Raw genomic sequence first — 18,606 nt, 5'->3', positions numbered from 1 at the left:
CACGCTTATTTCAATGCGTTGATGCGGTTTTTTGACCGCCGCTTGGGAATACGTTGCGTGTGCAAATTTTCGCTTCGACTTTCTGCGCGGCAGCGCCTGCTTCGGGGCCCTGCACTTCCACGGCCAGCAAGTTCTGAGAGGCCCAGTCTTCATCGGTGCGCAGTTCAAAGGCGAAACGCCCGTCTGTATCGGATGTTTCGGGTTTCTCGATCTTGATGTCCTCGTGGCGACCGTTCATGTACCAGAGGGTGGCTTGCAAGGTTTTCACCGACGGGTCGGCAAAGCGGATATCAACCTGATGGTTGGCGTTGCGCAGGTCTTTGTTCGAACTGTTCACCAGCAATTCGTTCTTGCCGGGTTTCAAGGTGGTGCTCGCGGCCATCTGCGCGGTCTTGCCTTCGCAGCCGTTATCGAGCAGGGACATCATCTGGCGATAGATGGTCTCCTGGTCGAGGCGATACAGCGGCGAGAACTCCCAGATCAGAATCTTTGGCGGCGACTTCTGGAATTCGTCGCTGCCCAGGTACTGGAGCATCGAGCCTTCAAGACCACCACCGGGGAAGGCGACGTTGAGGATATCGGCGCCGATTTCCTGTTGCAGGAAGCCGGCGAAGTTGTAGTTCTTGCCGCTGTGACTGGTGCCCACCAGGGTGATCTGCGGGTTGCTCGAATCGCCGAACAGGTCGCCGTCACCGGCTTCGCCCTTCGGCTCGGTGGTGAACTGGTCCATGTACTGGATCGCGTAGCTGGTGCCGCACAGTTGCCCGGCCATGTTATGCAGGGTGCCGGTCTTGCCCATGCGCCCGGAGCGCTTGGTTTCGAATTCGCGCTTGGGAATATCGGCGAATTCAGGCATGGCACGCACTTTGGCGCCGACGATTTTCGCGGTGCGCTGGGCGCCGTACGGGGTCCAGTGCTGGTCGCCACGGAAGTAGAAATCGTGGGCCGGCAGCTCATCCGGCAGTTGCTCGTTGGTCAACGGCGACAGGTCCGGCACCACGTAGCCCATCTTGGCGAAACGGCCAAGCATGGTCTTGTAGTTGGCCAATGCCTTGTCGAAATCGAACTTGGCTTTTTCCTCGGGGTTGAGCTTGTTGCGGTTTACCAGGCCACGGGTCGGCTGGTAGACCACCACCAGTTCCACACCCTTGGACTTGAATGCGTCATGCAGTTGTTGCATGCGCTTGTAGCCGGACGGGGTGGTGTCGAACTCGGTACGCAGATCTTCCTGAGTACGGAACAGCCAGTCGCCCTGGGCTTGTACCAGGGTGGTGAAGTTCTGCTGATAACGTGTGGTGTAGTTGCGCGCATCATGGGCGGCCGGGCACAGGCTGCAGCACGGCTCGGCGGTGAAGGTCGGCGCCTTGATTTCGTCGGCGCGCACGCCCTGGCTGGCCGCGAGCAGGCCGAGGGTCAGACCCGAGAGGCTCAGCAGTTTGATCATGTGTGGGTGCATAAGGGTCATCCTCAGTCCTGCATTTCGGTCTGGCGTTCGACAGGGTCGATCAGCACGGCTTTCTGCTGGCGTACCAGCAGGTCGAGAATCTCTTCCTGGCGATCGCCAAGCACACCGGAAAAGCTGATGCCGCTGGATTTGGTCGGCGCCAGCATCGACACGCGGTACAGCTCGATGCTCAACGGCGAGTCGATGGACAGCGGCCCGCTGCCGTTACCCGCCAGTTCACCGCCGACCACGATCAGCGAGACCTTGGCGTCGAACGGGTCGAGGGCGATGTCGCGGTCGGTGTCGGTCAAATCCTTGATGTGGCCGTAGACGCCGGTCAGGCCGTTGGCCATGGCAGTGTTTTCGTACAGCTTGATGTTCACGCTGTTACGCACGCGGATACCGTGGCGACGGTTAGCAATCACTTTGTTGCCCCACAACAGGTTGTCGCCGCTCTCATAGAGGGTGATGCCGTCGGTGTGGTTACGGTAGATCTCGTTGTCGGCGATCAGGTTGTTCACGCTGTTACGGTCGATCACCAAGCCTGAAAGTTTGTTGTCGTAGCTGCGGTTGTTGAAGATGAAGCTGTCGTTCACTTCACGGGAAATGATGATGCCGTGTTTCTTCTTGGTGCCGTAGACGGTGTTGTCCGCGATGATCAGGCCATGGGAACGGTCGTGGGGGTCAATGCCGTAGACGATGTTGTCTTTGTAGGTATTGCCCTTGATCACGAAGCCCGTGGTCTCGTAGCAGTAGAAGCCGTACCACATGTCCGAGAACTCGGAATCAATGATCCAACCGGTCGGCTCAGGACGCTTGAGCACCTTGGCCATGTTAGGCGTGTACTGGGAAATACTCACCCCGTACGACTTACTGTTGGCGTAGCCGAAGCTGGCCATCTTGGTATTGGAGATGTACGTCTCGGTGCCGCCCCAAGCCAGCAGGAACGGGCGAAATTCCTTGGCCGACCTGAACAGCGCCGGGCCGTTTGCTTTTTCGCTCCAGCCGGTGACTTTAGTGTCACTCACAAACAGCTGGCCATCGTTGATCAGGAACGAACCGGCGTCCTGGGACAAACGCAATTCCTGGGTTTTCTTGTCGATTTCCAGGATGCCTTTGCGCCCGACCACGATCGGCAACTTGGCCAGGAACACGCCCGGCGAAGTTTCGCTCAGGTACTGCTTGGGCACCTTGCCCAGCAGGTCCTTGAGGTTCATGTAGCCGTCATCGACAAAGATCGCCTGGGGAATGCCGTGCTGGCGCACCACCCATTCGGCCATCTTGTTGTCACCGCCAATGAAGTCCTTGAGGGCGTCTTCCTGCATCATGCGACGGATGCTGATCTTGCCCGCTTTGCCACGCACGATCTTCTTTTGCATCGCAGCAGCGGTGTAGCCCGACAGGTCCGGCAGGGCCGGCTTGGCCATTTCCAGCGGCGCGGTCGGCGGGCTGGAAATAGTGTAGGTCTTGGCCTGTTGCAGTTCTTTGGCGATGGTCGGCGCCTTGACCTGCTGCGCGGTATCGGCGAAAGCTGTGGCGCTGGCCATCAGCATCGCGGTCACCAGCAAGCGTTTAGGAATCATTGCGCAGGCTCCCATCAGAACTTCCAAATCACGTCGACAAAGGCGCGATGCATGTACGAGTCAACCTGGCTGCCGTAGGCGTCACCGGGCTTGAACACACCAGCACGCAAACGCACCAGCGCAGACGGCTCATCAATCGACTGGCTGAGCGCGGCCGGCAGCAAGCCGGTCTTGAAGTACTTGGTAACGACCAGGTCCATCTCCTGGCCCAGGTCTTTCTTGCCGTCTTCAAGCGGCAGGGAAGTGCTGGACAGGATCGCGCCGGTCACGTCGTCGGTGTTGTTCTGCACGGCATCGATGCCGTTGCTGCCCACCGGCTTGTTGCCGTCGACACGCCAGAATTTGTGGTACACCAAACTGGCGTCGTAGTCCTCGCGCAACTGCCAGGAACCGAAGAGACTCATGGACTGCATGTTGTTCATTTCGCCACGGAAGGCTTCGCCGAAGCGGTGCACGCGGGACTGGGTGCCGGTCCAGTTCGAACGGTTGCTTTGCAGGCCGTTCTGTTCGTATTCGGCGCTGGCGCGGGCGTAGGCAGCACCCACTTGCCACTGCGGGTCGAGGCGCAGGCGGATACCCAAGTCGGTGGCCCAACCATTCACGTCGTCGCTGCGCTTGGCCTGGTCGGGACGGGTGCCGTCGGCCTTCAAAGCGTTGACCGTGTCACGGTCGCCCTGCATGCCGGTAATGCTCGCCCAATAGTTGACGGTGTTGGTGTTGCGCCAGTTGTACGCGTCGCTGTTGGCTTCGATGCCGAGCCAGGTCAGGTCGCCGTTCTCGCGCTTGTCCAGCGAGTCGGTCGGTTGGCCCGGTTCCGGGTAATCGAGCTTACCGTTGTCATGGGTGTGGTGGCCGCGCAGGCCGATCCATTGGCCCGGCGTCCACTGGTAGGACGCGTCGGCGTACAAGTGCTGACGGTCCTTGTCCTTCGGCGACAGTTCCTTGAGGTCGGTGCGGTATTCGCTGAAGCGTTCGGCAACGCCGACATTGGCCTTGAGCAGGGTGGTGTCGAAGGTCCAGTTCAGCGCTTCGATGTTGGTGTCACGCCATTGGCCGTCGTCATTGCGCAGGCGTTGACGACCCAGCTTGAGGATCTCGCCGGGGTAAGGCGTGAAGCCGCTGTAGCCGACCCAGAACTCGCGCATGGCCAGGTAGTTTTTCTTGGCCTTACGGTCGTTGTTGGTGGTTTGCTGGTTCTGGTCATCGGCCGACTGTTGCAGCGTATCAGTCTCGATGATGTCGCTGGACACCACAGCCTGGCCCATGGCGTAGGCGCTCCACGCACCGCTTTCGCCGTAGATCCAAGGACGCAGGTCGAGGCCGACGCCGTTGACGTCGCCGCCTTTCTGGGTGCCGAGATCGCGGTCATCTTCGGACTGCGCGGTGGCTTTGACTTCCAGGCCGAAGTTCTTGGCTTCGGTCAGCGCGGCCAGGGTCGGGCACGACCACAGCAGGGCGAAGGTCAGGCCGATGCCGGCTTTGACGAATGGGTTGAGCTTCATAGGGATTCCTCGCCGTCTTCTTCTTGCAGGGCGTGCAGTTGCAGCGTGCTCTGGGCCAGGGTGCCGCGTGCGGCCAGTTCCTGTTGCACCAGGCGTTGGCCTTGAGCGCGTTGCTCAGGCGTCAGCGGCGCTTCCAGCTGCGTGGCCAAGTCATTGGCCTCTGGTGTGCCCTGGGCTTTAGCCAATTGGCTGAAGACATAGGCATTCAGTGGGTCGGGCTTGGTGCCCTTGCCTTGAGAAAACAATTGGGCGATGGCGTAGTCGGCACTCTTCTGGCCGTTGCGCGCTGCCGTCAGCAAGTGGTCCAGCGCTTTTTGCGAGTAGACCTTGCCCAGGTAGCCACGGCGGTAGATCTGGCCGAGGTAGTAATCGGCAGCCACTTCGCGGCCTAAGGCGTTCTGAAAGTGTGCTTCGGCCGCCTTGGCGTCTGCCGGCACCCACTTGCCTTCGTAGTAGAGCTTGCCCAGCAACAGCTCGGCGCGCGGCTGATCGGCGGCGCGGCCGTTGTCCAGGTACTTCATCATCTGGTCGACGTCGCCGAGTTCCGGGAAGTCGTAGAGCAGTTGCGCCAGGCTGACCCAGGAAGCCGGGTAGCCAGGCGCGATTTTTTCCAGCAGCGCCTGGGCAGTTTTCTCGTCGGTCTTGCCCAGCGAAGCATCACCCAATACGCGAGCAACACTGTCGATGCGTTGTGCGGTGACGGTGCCACGGCTGTAGCCCGCTTCCATTTGCTTGAGCAGCTCGGCCTGTTTTTCGGGCTCGGCTTTTTTCTGGTAAACCGTGGCCAGCTCGACGTAGCAGATGTCGGTGGTGTTGAGCGCGGCTTTACAAATGCGCTCCACATCATCCAGATGCTGGTCGTAGGTATCCTGGGTGCGATACAGCAGCACCTGGGCCAAGCCGGCTTCCGGATACCCCGCTGCTTGCCACTTGCTGATCTGCTGCTGGGCGTTCACGTTCGCAAAGCTGTGCGGGTATTGCAGGTACAGCATCGCCAGCGGGATTAACGTGTTGCCTTCGCCATTGGCGAAGGCTTTTTTCAGCAGGCCTTCGGCTTCATGGTGCTCGGCTTCGGTGGAGCCGGGCTTGGCCACCAGCAGGCGACCGAGACGAGCCTGGGCACGGGACGAGGTGCCCGCCGCCGCACGGTAAGTGGCTTCAGCCTGTTTGATTTGCGCCGGATCGCGAGTGCCTACCTGGATATCGGCCAGGCCCACTTGGGCCTCGCTGTAACCCAGGTCTGCCAGTTGCTGGTAATTCTGCTGCGCGGTGACGGTGTCGCCACGCTTGAGCGCTTCATTGGCCAGGCGTTGGTCGGGCAGGCCGGCGCAACCGGCGAGGCTGACGGCCAGAGCCAGAGCGCAATACACAGCGGCCGAATGAGATCTGCTCTGTGTGGGAGCTGGCTTGCCTGCGATGCGGGCACCTCGGTGTTGCAGGTGTACCGAGTCGATGCAATCGCGGGCAAACCCGGCTCCCACAGGGGGCTGTGCTGTTCTTGAAATTGGCTTCACAGGCATGTCCTCGCTTACAGACCGTGAGCCATGGCTTTATCGATCAGCCAGTTCAGTGATGGGCCACGGTCGCTGGTCACTTCGACCGGGCGGCCGGCGTAAGTGCTGTCCAGCGGCGCGTCAGGCTTGATCTGCACGCGGATGTCGGAGGACAGGTCGGCACTGTTCAGGCTGGTGCTGCTGACGATGGTGCCAGTGCGCAGTTGTTCTTCGTCGGCCACCTGGAAGCTCACCGGTGTACCTGGGCGAACGTCACCAAACTGGCGATAGGTGAAGCGCGCTTCAACGTTGGCTTGGGCGCCGCGCGGTACCAGTTGGAAGATCACATCGCCTTTGCTGGCGTACTGACCGTCGGCGACCATTTGCTGGGCAACGATGCAGTCGCATGGCGAAGTCAGGGTGCCGGTCATTTGCTTGCCGAACAGCTCCTCAACCTTGGCCGGTTGCAGTTGGTCTTCATCCAGATGGCCCTTGAGCACATCCAGCATGCTGGTGCTGAAGGTGGCCAGTGGTGCACCTTTGGCCGCGATCGCATCACCCTTGAGCAGGCTTTGCACGGTGCCGTCGCGTGGCATGGTCACGTTCATGCCAGGCACGCTGACAATGCCGGCCTGGGCGTGGCTGACGAAGTACATGCCGTAGACCGACTTGAACACAAAGCCGAACGCGGCCAGACCCACCAGGAAGATTGCCAGGCTGAACGTCACGGCGCGCAAGCGACCGAAGGCGCTCATGTTGCTGCCACTGTCCTTGACCTTGCGCGCCTTGGTGAAGTTGTCACGCTGCAGGGTCGCGAGCACGTCGCCCATGGTCACGATGTCACCGGACAAGTGCGAGGTGATCAGGTGGCGCAGGGTGGAAATATCCTGGGCATCGAGGTTCTGGAACTGGCAACCGGTGCGGCCGGTCTGGCGGTCGTAGGAGCGAATCTGCAGCTCCACGTCCATGGCCAGGCCGAGGTTGTCGATGACGAATTGCAGGCGCCCCTTGTGCACTTCACCGATGGTCAGCGGCTGCGTCGCTGTGAACGAGAGGCCGCCGGCGGACAGGTCGTGCACGCGTGCTTCGGTCGGCGTGCGGTCGGTGTTGAAAAAGCGCAGCTTGGCCGGGATTTTGACACGGGCGTGCTGGCGCTGGGCTTCGGATTCGTGGACTACGTTGGCGTTTACTGGACTGTTCATCAGGGCATTTCCTAGAGTTAATTCAGGCTTGGCAGGGTCAGACCATCATCAGCAACACGGCAACGAAGATGCTGCCGGCGGAGAAGGTCATGGTCCGAGACGACCAGGTGTTGAACCAACGTTGAAAGCTGGCCAAATCGCGGGTCAGTTTGGTGTCCTGGCGGGTCCAGGACTGTTGATCAAGGCGGAAGAACACGTAGATCTTCACCAGTGCGCCCATGATCTGGTTGTAATAGAGAATCACCGGGTAGGCCGGGCCGATCTTGTGGCCGGAGCACGACAGCAGCAGGGTCAGGATCAGGCGGGTGATGCCGATCCACAGCAGGTACGCAAGGATGAACGCGCCGCCGTATTTGAAGGTGGCGATGATCGCCACGGTCAGGCCGAGCAGGGACGTCCACATCGACACGCGCTGGTCGAACAGCACCACGCTGGTGAACAAGCCCAGCCGACGCACACCCAGGCCCAGGGCACGGGAGTTCTGGCGCAGGTTGTTGCCGTACCAGCGGAACATCAGCTTGCGGCTGGCCTTGATGAAGCTTTTTTCCGGCGGGTGTTCCACGGTATTGATCGCGGCGTCCGGCACGTAGAACGTGTCGTAACCCAGGCGCATCAGGCTGAACCAGCTGGACTTGTCGTCGCCGGTCAGGAACTTGAAGCGGCCCAGGCGCCAGTGTTGCAGCGAGTCGCTTTCCACATCGGCGATAAAGCCCGGGTCGGTCACTACGCTGGCACGGAACACCGACATACGACCGGTCATGGTCAGTACGCGCTTGGACAGGGCCATGGAGCACATGTTGATGTGGCGTTGGGCGAAGCGCAGTTTGTGCCACTCGCTCATGATGTAGCCGCCGCGCACTTCGCAGAACTCGTTGGTGGTCAGGCCGCCGACATTGCCGAACAGCTGGAACCACGGCACGGTCTTGCGCACGACGCCTTCGGCGAGCACGGTGTCGCCATCGATCACCGCAACCACTGCACGGTCATCCGGCAGGTGGCGGGAGATGGCGCGGAAACCAAAGGCCAGGCCGTCGCGTTTGCCGGTACCGGCGATCCGCACGAAGTCGAGCTTGACGTGCTCCGGTGGGTTCATGCGTTCCCACAAACTCTTCACCAGCAACTCGTCGGACATTTCCACCAGTGAGCAGACCACGGTCGTAGGGAAGCCGCATTCGATGGCTTCGCGAATCACCGAGCTGTAGACCTGGGCAGTGGTCAGCGCATCGATACGGAAGCTGGTGACCATCAGGAACACATGGGAGGGGTCGGCGGCCTTGCCCAGCTTGCGCACTTTACGGCGCAGGTGTGGGTAGACCACGTACAGGAACAGCATGCCGCGAAAGAAATGCGTAGCACCCATCGAGTAGCGCCAGATACCAACGGCGCCAATCAGGAAAATAAAATTCTTCGACTCAGAGTCGAACGTACTCGCCGGCAGCAGCAGGGCGAGTCCCAGCAGCAGGCTCAGGAAGAACAGCCAGCCGGCGGATTGGAGCAGTACGTGTTTTAACTTGGACATGAGCGTCATCCGAAGGTGAAGAAGGCTCCAGGCTGCAAGCGCTGGGGATTGGTACGCTTGCAGCCCGGAACTTGCCGTTGCTGTTACCAGCAAATGCCTTCGGTACGGCCGGTTACGCTGGTGGCTTTGGACATGAAGCCCACCAGGTCAACCACTTGCTTGCCGTGCGGGGCGTTCTGCGCCAGGGCACGGAACTTCTCATCGCGGTTGCCCAGGATGATCACGTCGGAGTTGTTGATCACGTCGTCGAAGTCCGAGTTGAGCAGGGACGACACGTGCGGGATCTTGCCTTCGATGTAGTCTTTGTTCGCGCCGTGGACACGGGCGTACTCGACGTTGCTGTCGTAGATGCTCAGGTCATAACCCTTGCCGATCAGCATTTCGGCCAGCTCTACCAGCGGGCTCTCGCGCAGGTCATCGGTGCCGGCCTTGAAGCTCAGGCCCAGCAGCGCGACTTTGCGTTTGTCGTGGCTGGAAACGATGTCGAAGGCGTTCTGCACCTGAGACTCGTTGCTGCGCATCAGCGAGTTGAGCAGCGGCGCTTCCACGTCAAGGGTGCTGGCGCGGTAGGTGAGGGCGCGCACGTCTTTTGGCAGGCACGAACCGCCGAAGGCGAAGCCTGGGCGCATGTAGTACTGGGACAGGTTGAGGGTCTTGTCCTGGCACACCACTTCCATCACTTCGCGACCGTCGACGCCAACAGCCTTGGCAATGTTGCCGATCTCGTTGGCGAAGGTCACTTTGGCGGCGTGCCACACGTTGCAGGTGTACTTGATCATCTCGGCAACGGCGATGTCCTTGCGGATGATCGGCGCGTCGAGTTCTTCGTACAGCGACTGCAGGACATCGCCGGAGGCTTTGTCGAATTCGCCGATCACGGTCATCGGTGGCAGGTCGTAGTCAGCGATGGCGGTGGATTCACGCAGGAATTCCGGGTTAACCGCAACGCCGAAGTCCACACCGGCTTTTTTGCCAGAGCAGTCTTCGAGGATCGGGATCACCACGTTGGCTACGGTGCCTGGCAAGACGGTGCTACGCACGACCACAGTGTGGCGGGTGGCTTTGTCACGCAGGACCAGGCCGATCTCGCGGCATACCGCTTCGATGTAGTCGAGTTCCAGGTCGCCGTTCTTCTTGCTCGGCGTGCCGACGCAAATCATCGACAGGTCGGTATCGCGGATGGCTTCGGCGAAGTTGGTCGTGCCGCGCAGCCGGCCGGTTTCAATACCCTGGCTCAACAGTTCGCCCAGGCCTGGCTCAACAATCGGCGATTTGCCAGCGTTGATCAGGTCGATCTTATCCTTGGAGATATCTACGCCGACCACTTCGTGGCCACGTGCAGACAGGCAACCGGCACAGACTGCGCCAACGTAACCCAAACCAAATATGCTGATGCGCATCGCATTTACCTCATGTGTCATTGAAGACGGTGTTAATCATGCCAATAATTGGCCGGAGTTCATGTTTGCAAGCGTCACTGATGCCGCGAAAGTTGGGCGAATAGACGCCGACTTATCGCGTACAGGCATGTTAAATAGTGAGTGACTAACTATTGCACTCAAGTTGTGCGCAACGTGGCCTTATTGTTGGGGCCTGCCCTGAAATGCAGCCAGCCTTCCTGGGAGAAGGGCGTGGCGCCAGTGCCACAAGATTTTGATATGGGTTTTTTAACCTTAAATATCAATATCTTGGGTTGTGTCACTGACCCATTAGGGTAAGCACAGCCTTGGCCTCATAGTTCGTGGCAAATCATCCTTGTCGCCGCTCCTAACTAAGCATTTATAAAGTGACCACTCAGTCAAAGTTTAATGTGACAACTTCGATACTCTCCATTGGTCGCCATGTAAGTCATCTCCTACAGAAACAGAGAATTTCGTTACCGGTGGTATGAGCCGTGCGTGTTGACGAAGTTCCGGGCCGCTCATCCTGTTTCCCGAAATTTCTTGAAATGTTAGGCAAGATGGCACTAGTACTATATTGATAGCACTTGCTATTTGGGCCAGTAGTTGTGGGGAGTTGGCGCGCAGAGATAGTTTTGTGCCATCACGCTTTTAAAAAAGTGGTGCCACTACGAAAAAAAAAGACGGATGTCGAGTGAAAGAATTGTTAGACATGCTTCAGGATGTTTTTTGACGCCAAAAATATGACGATCTGGCGTTGGAGTGCGCACGCAAAGGTGGGAGCTGGCTTGCCTGCGATAGCGGTCTATCAGTAACAGATGTACCGACTGATCCACCGCTATCGCAGGCAAGTCGAATCGTCGCACCGCAGCTCCCACATTTGGAGATCAGCGCGTTTGAGGGGGGGGGGAGGGCTTTATTCCGGTGCATGATCGCGCAAGAACACCAGGTTGTCCGGCTTCGACTGCTCTGCATTGAAGCGATACCCCTGCACATCAAACGCTTTGAGCTTTTCCGGGTCGTTGATGCGTTCTTCGATCACAAAGCGGCTCATCATGCCCCGTGCCTTCTTGGCGTAGAAGCTGATGATCTTGTACTGGCCGTTCTTCAGGTCCTTGAACTCGGTGTTGATGATCCGCGCGTTCAGGGCCGTGCGCTTGACCGCCGAGAAGTACTCGTTCGAGGCCAGGTTGAGCAGCACGTCATCACCTTGTTCGGCCAGCGCTTGATTGAGCCATTCGCTGATGCGCGTGCCCCAGAAGGCGTACAGGTCCTTGCCACGGGCGTTGGGCAGTTTGGTGCCCATTTCCAGGCGGTACGGCATCATCAGGTCCAACGGGCGCAACAGGCCATAGAGGCCCGAGAGCATGCGCAGGTGGTCCTGGGCGTAGGTGAAATCGGCATCGCTGAAGGTGTCGGCATTCAGGCCGGTGTAGACATCACCCTTGAACGCTAGCAGTGCCTGTTTGGCGTTGGCGTGGGTGAACGCTGGGGTCCAGCTGCCGAAACGGGCAGCGTTGAGGCCGCCGATCTTGTCGGATACATGCATCAATTCGCTGATTTGCGCCGGGCTGAGGGTGCGCAATTGCTCGATCAGTGCCTGGGAGTGGTCCAGGTACTGCGGCTGGGTGAAGCGCTGGGTCACGGGCGCGGTCTCGAAATCGAGGGTCTTGGCGGGGGAAATCACCATCAGCATGAAGTTGGCTCCTGGAATCGTGGGAGGGATTCTAGGGGCTTGAGCGTTTTGACTCCACCTATGATGGCGATAGGCGCGATCCGCTATGATGGCCGACGACTCTGGAGAGGGAGACCCTGTGTGCGAATAGCGCTTTTATTGTCGGTGTGCCTGCTGTGCCTGAATGTCCAGGCGGCGCCCGTGGATGTGGCCAGCCTGGACCGTGGCACCTGGCCCGAAAAACTCGGCAGCCCGGCGCTGTTCGACGTCGCCTCGCGCGCGGAAATCCTGATGTTCGCCCATAGCCTGTTGGCCAGCGAGAATCAGGATGAAAGCACGCTCAAACAGCGCCTGGGCCTGAAAATCATCAACCTGTCCGCCATCGATGACCTGCGTCGTCAGCTCTGGCAGCGCCTGTTCGAAAACTACACCTTCGCCCAGCAGAGTTGCGAGGAAGATGCCTCGTTCTGCTACCTGGTGGAAGGCATGGACGACCTGCGCGAGCAGGCCGGCAAGTTCGAGGTCAGCAGCGATTCCTTCTATATAGGCTGGGCCGGCCCCAGTCATAGCTTCCATGAACGGTACCTGGATGAGCTGCTGCGCAAGGCTGCGCTGTTTCCACAGATAAGCAGCGAAATCGCGCGGTTTGGTGACCATGAGCGTAATGGCGATGAATTCAACGACCGGCTGTTCCTGCTGACCTTCGACGGCGGCCCGGCCCCGGTCAGCGGCAATACCGACTGGCTCACCGACTACCTGCGCAAGCAAAAGATGAACGCCACTTTCTTTGTCCTCGGCAGCAGCCTGCAAACCCGGGTGGAGCGCAGTTCCGTTGCTGATGTGCAGGCGCTGTACCAGGGCCAGTGCGTGGGCACCCAGGGTTGGCAGTACCGTTCCCACAGTCATTGGGTGGATTGGCAGAGCTCAATCACCCGCAGTGCCTCACTGGCGCAAAACCTGATGCCGGAAAACTACGTGCCTCTCTTCCGTCCGCCCTACGGCCAGCGTCGCGCCGACAGCCAGGGTTTCTTTCAAGCCCAAGGCTTGCAGGTGGCATTGTGGGACATCGATTCCCAGGACGAGCCTGGCAAGCTCAAGGCCGATGAGTCGGCGCAACGGGTGCTGACATTGATGCTGCTGTGGCGCAAAGGTGTGATTGTGTTTCACGACACCCAGGACAAGGCGCGGGTTGCTTTACCCATCCTGCTACAGGCAACGGCACAGAGTGGTCTGGGTTGGCAGGACTGCCGAGAGGCGTTTCGCTGAAGTGCCCGGCCCTGTTGGGTGTGAGGCATTTTTGGGGTGATTTTGTACGGTATTTCGATGCAGGCCGACTTCCGACTTTAACGGGGTACCTGGAGCTCGGCTAGTGCTATTCGTCATCCTGAAAAATAAACTTCAAAAAAGCGTCAAAGTGCTTTTTCCTGTCATGGGTTTTGCGGTATTACGAAGTCAGATCGCCGAAACCTGCAACACAGGTGGCGTCTTACAAGACTCCTCATGTGGGCACTGCGCTTGACGTCACTCAGGTGCAGTCGGTGGTCGAATCGAGGCGCAGCACCGCCCAGGTATTGCGTCGACTGGCTCCCACAAAGGTGACCGAGTATGGATGATCATGGACGTAACCCTTCTTCCGACCAGCCAATCCTTTATGTGCTTGATACCAACGTACTGATCCACGATCCGAACGCACTGCTTAACTTCGAAGAACATCACGTCGCCATCCCGATGATCGTGCTTGAGGAACTCGACAAACTCAAAAGCGGGCCCCACAGCGTTGCCGCCGAATGCCGCCAGGCCATCCGTCTGATCGACAAGACACTGGGCGAAGCATCGCCGGAGGATGTTGAAGTCGGCGTACCAATCCAGCGTGGCAAAAGCGGGCCCAAGGGCTTGCTGTCGATTCTGATGAGCAAGCGCAGCGAGCCCAACAGCCTGCTGCCGGAAAATCTGAACGACAATAAAATCATCAACCAATTGATCGACCTGCACGCCCGCGACAAGAACCTGCGCGTGGTGCTGGTGACCAAAGACATCAATATGCGCCTCAAGGCACGCGCGTGTGGGATCGCTGCCGAGGACTACAGCACTGACCAACTGGTCGACGACGTGTCGATGTTGTCGCGTGGCTATCACACGGTGACCGGCTCCTTCTGGGACCTCGTCAGCAAGGTCGAAACCCGACAGGACCATGGCCGCACCTGGCATCAGGTACAGCTGATCGACAACCTGCCGGCGGTACACATCAATGAATTCATCATCGACGAACAGGGCTTTGTCGGCTGGATCAAAGAAATCCAGGTCGACAAGCTGCTGATTCTCGACCTGCATCAGGAGCCCCTGTTGCATCAGGAGGCCTGGGGCCTGAAACCGCGCGATATCTACCAGAGCCTGGCGCTGTACGCGCTGCTCGACCCGGACATCCACCTGGTCAACCTGACGGGTGCTGCCGGTTCCGGTAAAACCATCCTTGCCTTGGCTGCCGCCATCGAGCAGACCATGGTGACCAAGCGCTATCGCCGCATCATCGCCACCCGCAGCGTGCAGGGCCTGGACCAGGAAATCGGTTTCCTGCCCGGCACCGAGGCGGAAAAAATGGAACCGTGGCTAGGGGCGATCACCGACAACCTCGAAGCCTTGCACATGGATGACGAAAACACCCATGGCAGCGTCGACTACATCCTCAGCAAAGTGCCGTTGCAGTTCAAATCCCTCAACTACATCCGAGGTCGCAGCTTCCAGCAGAGCCTGATTTTGATCGATGAATGCCAGAACCTGACCCCACACCAGATGAAAACCATCATCACCCGTGCCGGCGCCGGTTCCAAAGTGGTGTGCCTGGGCAACCTGGCGCAGATCGACACCCCTTACCTGTCTGCGACCAGCTCCGGGCTGACGTACCTGACGGAACGCTTCAAAGACTTCCCGAACGGCGTGCACATTGCGCTGCAGGGTGTTCCACGTTCGATCCTGGCTGAATACGCAGAGTCGCATCTCTGAGTAGCAAGCTTTAAGCTACAAGCTGCAAGTTGGTCCAGTGAGCTTTTCACTTGCCGCTTGCCGCTTGTAGCTTTTTTGCTGCCTCAAGGAGGCCTCGTGCTAACTCATCTCGATTCCCAAGGTCGCGCCCATATGGTCGACGTCACCGACAAGTCCGTGACGTTCCGTGAGGCGGTGGCCGAAGCGCGCGTGCGCATGTTGCCCGAGACCCTGAAAATGATTGTCGACGGCGCCCATCCCAAGGGCGACGTGTTTGCCGTGGCCCGCATTGCCGGAATCCAGGCCGCGAAAAAAACCAGTGACCTGATCCCTCTGTGCCACCCGTTGATGTTGACGGGCGTCAAGGTTGAATTGAGCGCCGACGGCGCAGACGCGGTGCATATCTTGGCGCGCTGCAAACTCTCCGGCCAGACCGGCGTGGAGATGGAAGCGTTGACCGCCGCCAGCGTCGCGGCATTGACCATCTACGACATGTGCAAGGCCGCGGATCGCGGCATGACCATCGAAAGCATTCGCCTGCTGGAAAAGCTTGGCGGTAAAAGTGGGCACTTCAAGGCGGACCAGCCATGAGCATCAACGTACTGTTTTTTGCGCGTTACAGCGAAGCGGTTGGCCTGGACTCCTTGGAAATGGAAGGCGACTTCGCCACCGTCGATGCGGTGCGCCAGGCGTTGGCCGGTGATCCGGGTTTCGAAGTGCTCAACGAAACCAGCCTGATGTGCGCGCGCAACCAGGAGTTGTGTGGTCTCGACGAGCCATTGCAAGCGGGCGACGAAGTGGCGTTCTTCCCGCCCGTGACGGGAGGCTAAGCATGGCCATTCGTGTGCAGGCCCAAGCGTTTGATCCGGGCGTCGAGGTGAATGCGATGCACGCGGCCAATGTCGGCGTGGGCGCGGTGGTGAGTTTTGTCGGCTACGTGCGCGACTTCAATGACGGCCGCGACGTGTCGGGCATGTTCCTGGAGCACTACCCCGGCATGACCGAAAAGGCCCTGGCCAAGATCGCCGTGGAAGCTGAACAGCGCTGGCCGTTGCTCAAGCTGGAAGTGCTGCACCGCATTGGCGCGCTGGAGCCGGGTGAGCCGATTGTGTTTGTTGCAGCCGCCAGTGCCCATCGCCAGGCGGCGTTTGATGCCTGTGCGTTTGTGATGGACTACCTGAAGACGCGGGCGCCGTTCTGGAAGAAGGAAAACACCCGTGAGGGGCCGCGCTGGGTAGAAGGGCGCAGTAGCGACCATGCAGCCGCTGATCGCTGGAAATAGCACGCCGAACGCAGAACAAAATGTGGGAGCGAGCAAGCCCGCTCCCACATTTTTTACTGCGTTTCAGCCTGGGGGCGTTTACGCTCAACGGCTCGCAGCAAATGCGTCGGCGGCGTCTCGCAACTGATCTTGCGCCCCAACAGCGCCTCGATTGACGGCAACTGGTACGAGTCATCCTCACCCGCAAAACTGATCGACACACCCGCCGCCCCGGCACGGCCGGTACGACCAATGCGGTGCACGTAGTCGTCGGGCACTTCCGGCAAGGTGAAGTTGATCACGTGGCTGATGCCATCAATGTGAATCCCGCGACCCGCCACGTCGGTGGCGACCAATACGCGGATCTTGCCTTCGCGGAAGCCTTCCAGCGTCTTGATGCGTTTGTGCTGCGGCACGTCGCCCGACAGTTGCGCGGCGTTCACACCATCGCGCACCAAGCGCTCTTCGATGCGGCGTACTTCGTCCTTGCGGTTGGCGAATACCATCACGCGCTCCCAACCGTTGTCGTTGACCAGGTTGTAGAGCAGCTTGTACTTGTCGGCACCGGCCACGGCGTAGATGTGCTGCTCGACGTTTTCGCTGGCGACGTTAAGCGCCTCGATCTCGACGATGGACGGGTCAGTGGTCCATTGTTTGGCGAGGTTCATCACGTCTTCGGTGAAGGTCGCGGAGAACAGCAGGGTTTGGCGCTCGGCTTTGGGCGGGGTCTGGCGGATGATCTGACGCACTTGCGGGATAAAGCCCATGTCGAGCATGCGGTCGGCTTCGTCCAGCACCATCACTTCGACCATGTCCAAGTGCACGTCGCCGCGCTGGTTGAAGTCGAGCAGGCGGCCCGGTGTCGCTACCAGGATGTCGCAGTGACGGGCTTCGAGGTGCTTGAGCTGCTTGTCGAAGTCCATGCCACCGACGAACGTCATGACGTTGAGGCCGGTGTACTTGGTCAGGTCGGCGGCGTCCTTGGCGATCTGTACCACCAGCTCCCGGGTTGGGGCGATGATCAGCGCGCGCGGTTCACCCATGTAGCGTTCTTTCGGCGGCGGCGTCTGCAGCAGTTGGGTGATGATCGAAATCAGGAACGCGGCGGTCTTGCCGGTACCGGTCTGGGCGCGGCCGATGGCGTCTTTGCCCGCCAGGGTAAAGCCCAACACCTGCGCCTGGATCGGCGTGCAGTATGGGAACCCCAGGTCCTGGATGGCGTGCATCAGTTCCGGGGCCAGTTTGAAGTCGTGGAAGCGGGTCTTGCCTTCCTGGGGCTCGACGGCGAAGTCTTCGAGTTTCCAGGGGATGACGACCGCCTTTGGTGCGCGTTCGCGGCGAGGCTTGGGAGCCACTGGCGCGGGCGCGGCTGCAGCCGGTGTTGCCTGTTCAGGCGGTGTTACCTTCGGCTGGGCAACGGGTGCTGTCCGGCCGGGTTGTTCACCGTCGTTGCGGCTGCCGGTAATAGAGACAGGAGCACTGGAATCAGGCGCGAGCGGCTCAGCCTCGCTTTTGCCGAACATCTTCTTGAGTGCTTTGAGCACGGTGATCTCATTAATTGGTTAAGGAATGTACGCCGGCCAGTGTAATGCAAGAATCGGGCGCGGCGTAGTGCGTCTGTCATACGGCTACACAAACGGTGGTTTTCAGCCCAGGCGAGCAGTCAACCAGGCACCGATATCACGGATCTCCTCCGGTAACACTTCGTGGCCCATTGGGTATTCCTGCCATGTCACGGTGACACCACGGCTCTTTAAATGCTCGTAGGCGCTGCGGCCCATGGCGTTCTGCACCACTTCATCGTACTGGCCGTGCAGGCACAGCGTTGGAATGCGCTGCTGGCTGGCGGATAACGCCAGCTCATCGCCGAATGTCGGTGCGTAGGTTGAGAGGGCAATAACGCCGCCCAGTGGGCCTTCCCAATTCAGGAATGCGGTATGAAATACCACGGCGCCGCCCTGGGAAAACCCGGCGAGGAAAATCCGCGACGCGTCTATTCCGGTTCTCTTCTGCGCTTCGATCAAATCCGCGACCATTTTGGCCGACACCTCCAGCTCTTCCAGGCTGATCGAGCGGGCCGGGCTCATGGCCTTGATGTCGTACCAACTGGGCATCTCATAGCCGCCATTGATCGTCACCGGACGAGTAGGTGCCTGGGGCAAAACGAAGCGGGTCGTCAGCAAGCTTTCCTGTAACGCCTCGGCCACCGGCAGGAAGTCGTAGCGATCGGCACCCAGGCCATGCAACCAGATTACGCAGGCGTCTGCGGGCTTGGAGGGCTGAAGAATCAAGGGTTCGGTCATGTCTGCTCCATTAATGTGCGCGCGCTCCGATTAAGTGCAACGGAACGGTGCGCGACGGGTTGATCTGTTAAGAAGATGTCGCACGGTTGAATCTTTTGCTATTGACCGTGGGCTGAATCGACTCGGCCTGCACTCTGGTACGGGCCTTGCTAAGTATTCGACGATGTCAGCGCTATCTCAGGACGGTAACACTATCAGTGACTGCCGCTTGTGGGATAGCAACTGGATTGACTGCAACAACCTCA

The 18,606-nt window shown here is 59.5% G+C and carries 15 protein-coding genes; 5 read left to right on the top strand and 10 right to left on the bottom strand.

Annotated elements, in window-relative coordinates; translation table 11 throughout:
* Positions 1-10 precede the first annotated feature (10 nt).
* From AACY30_RS05330 to yaaA, 8 genes are all read right to left on the bottom strand, one after another.
* Complete coding sequence (locus AACY30_RS05330; RefSeq protein ID WP_339468675.1) at positions 11-1,456, bottom strand: alginate O-acetyltransferase; 1,446 nt, start codon at positions 1,454-1,456, stop codon at positions 11-13.
* 11 nt (positions 1,457-1,467) lie between these two features.
* Positions 1,468-3,042: a mannuronan 5-epimerase AlgG gene (gene algG / locus AACY30_RS05325; protein ID WP_339468553.1), complete on the bottom strand. Its 1,575-nt coding sequence runs from the start codon at positions 3,040-3,042 to the stop codon at positions 1,468-1,470.
* On the bottom strand, positions 3,042-4,529 hold the full coding sequence (locus AACY30_RS05320) for an alginate export family protein (RefSeq protein ID WP_339417658.1): 1,488 nt from the start codon (positions 4,527-4,529) through the stop codon (positions 3,042-3,044). Before AACY30_RS05320 ends, algG begins: the two co-directional genes overlap by 1 nt.
* Positions 4,526-6,049 (bottom strand): alginate biosynthesis TPR repeat lipoprotein AlgK, encoded by a 1,524-nt coding sequence (algK, locus tag AACY30_RS05315; protein ID WP_339468554.1) that lies wholly within the window; start codon positions 6,047-6,049, stop codon positions 4,526-4,528. Before algK ends, AACY30_RS05320 begins: the two co-directional genes overlap by 4 nt.
* An 8-nt stretch (positions 6,050-6,057) precedes the next feature.
* Positions 6,058-7,224: an alginate biosynthesis protein Alg44 gene (locus AACY30_RS05310; protein ID WP_339468555.1), complete on the bottom strand. Its 1,167-nt coding sequence runs from the start codon at positions 7,222-7,224 to the stop codon at positions 6,058-6,060.
* Positions 7,225-7,261: 37 nt separating this feature from the next.
* Positions 7,262-8,743, bottom strand: coding sequence for a mannuronan synthase (gene alg8 / locus AACY30_RS05305; protein WP_314569913.1), 1,482 nt, complete (start codon positions 8,741-8,743; stop codon positions 7,262-7,264).
* A gap of 83 nt (positions 8,744-8,826) precedes the next feature.
* On the bottom strand, positions 8,827-10,143 hold the full coding sequence (locus AACY30_RS05300) for a nucleotide sugar dehydrogenase (protein ID WP_339417661.1): 1,317 nt from the start codon (positions 10,141-10,143) through the stop codon (positions 8,827-8,829).
* Between the two features lie 916 nt (positions 10,144-11,059).
* Entirely contained in the window at positions 11,060-11,839 is a 780-nt protein-coding gene (yaaA, locus tag AACY30_RS05295; RefSeq protein ID WP_339468556.1) for a peroxide stress protein YaaA, read from the bottom strand.
* A 120-nt stretch (positions 11,840-11,959) separates the two neighbouring features.
* On the opposite strand from yaaA, the gene AACY30_RS05290 reads away from it, so the two are divergent.
* The 5 genes from AACY30_RS05290 to moaE all read left to right on the top strand — a co-directional run bounded on the left by AACY30_RS05290 (position 11,960) and on the right by moaE (position 16,079).
* Positions 11,960-13,084, top strand: a complete 1,125-nt coding sequence (locus AACY30_RS05290) for a polysaccharide deacetylase family protein (RefSeq protein ID WP_339539962.1) — start codon at positions 11,960-11,962, stop codon at positions 13,082-13,084.
* 339 nt (positions 13,085-13,423) lie between these two features.
* Positions 13,424-14,818: a PhoH family protein gene (locus AACY30_RS05285; protein ID WP_339468560.1), complete on the top strand. Its 1,395-nt coding sequence runs from the start codon at positions 13,424-13,426 to the stop codon at positions 14,816-14,818.
* A 96-nt stretch (positions 14,819-14,914) separates the two neighbouring features.
* The gene (gene moaC, locus AACY30_RS05280) at positions 14,915-15,388 is read left to right on the top strand and encodes a cyclic pyranopterin monophosphate synthase MoaC (protein WP_339468562.1); all 474 of its coding nucleotides are present in this window, start codon (positions 14,915-14,917) and stop codon (positions 15,386-15,388) included.
* A complete protein-coding gene (moaD, locus tag AACY30_RS05275) occupies positions 15,385-15,627 on the top strand; it encodes a molybdopterin converting factor subunit 1 (protein WP_053131334.1) in 243 nt (80 codons plus the stop codon). The genes moaC and moaD overlap by 4 nt, the downstream gene beginning before the upstream one ends.
* 2 nt (positions 15,628-15,629) lie before the next feature.
* Positions 15,630-16,079: a molybdopterin synthase catalytic subunit MoaE gene (gene moaE / locus AACY30_RS05270; protein ID WP_339539961.1), complete on the top strand. Its 450-nt coding sequence runs from the start codon at positions 15,630-15,632 to the stop codon at positions 16,077-16,079.
* 53 nt (positions 16,080-16,132) lie between these two features.
* Here moaE and rhlB read toward each other — a convergent pair whose 3' ends face one another.
* Positions 16,133-17,608: an ATP-dependent RNA helicase RhlB gene (rhlB, locus tag AACY30_RS05265; RefSeq protein WP_339540052.1), complete on the bottom strand. Its 1,476-nt coding sequence runs from the start codon at positions 17,606-17,608 to the stop codon at positions 16,133-16,135.
* Positions 17,609-17,704: 96 nt separating this feature from the next.
* Positions 17,705-18,361 (bottom strand): alpha/beta hydrolase, encoded by a 657-nt coding sequence (locus AACY30_RS05260; RefSeq protein WP_339468565.1) that lies wholly within the window; start codon positions 18,359-18,361, stop codon positions 17,705-17,707.
* Positions 18,362-18,606 lie beyond the last annotated feature (245 nt).

The sequence above is a fragment of the Pseudomonas sp. RA_5y_Pfl1_P24 genome, assembly GCF_963970945.1.
Classification (GTDB): Bacteria; Pseudomonadota; Gammaproteobacteria; order Pseudomonadales; family Pseudomonadaceae; genus Aquipseudomonas; species Aquipseudomonas tritici.
This window is presented reverse-complemented; position numbering and strand designations above follow the sequence as displayed.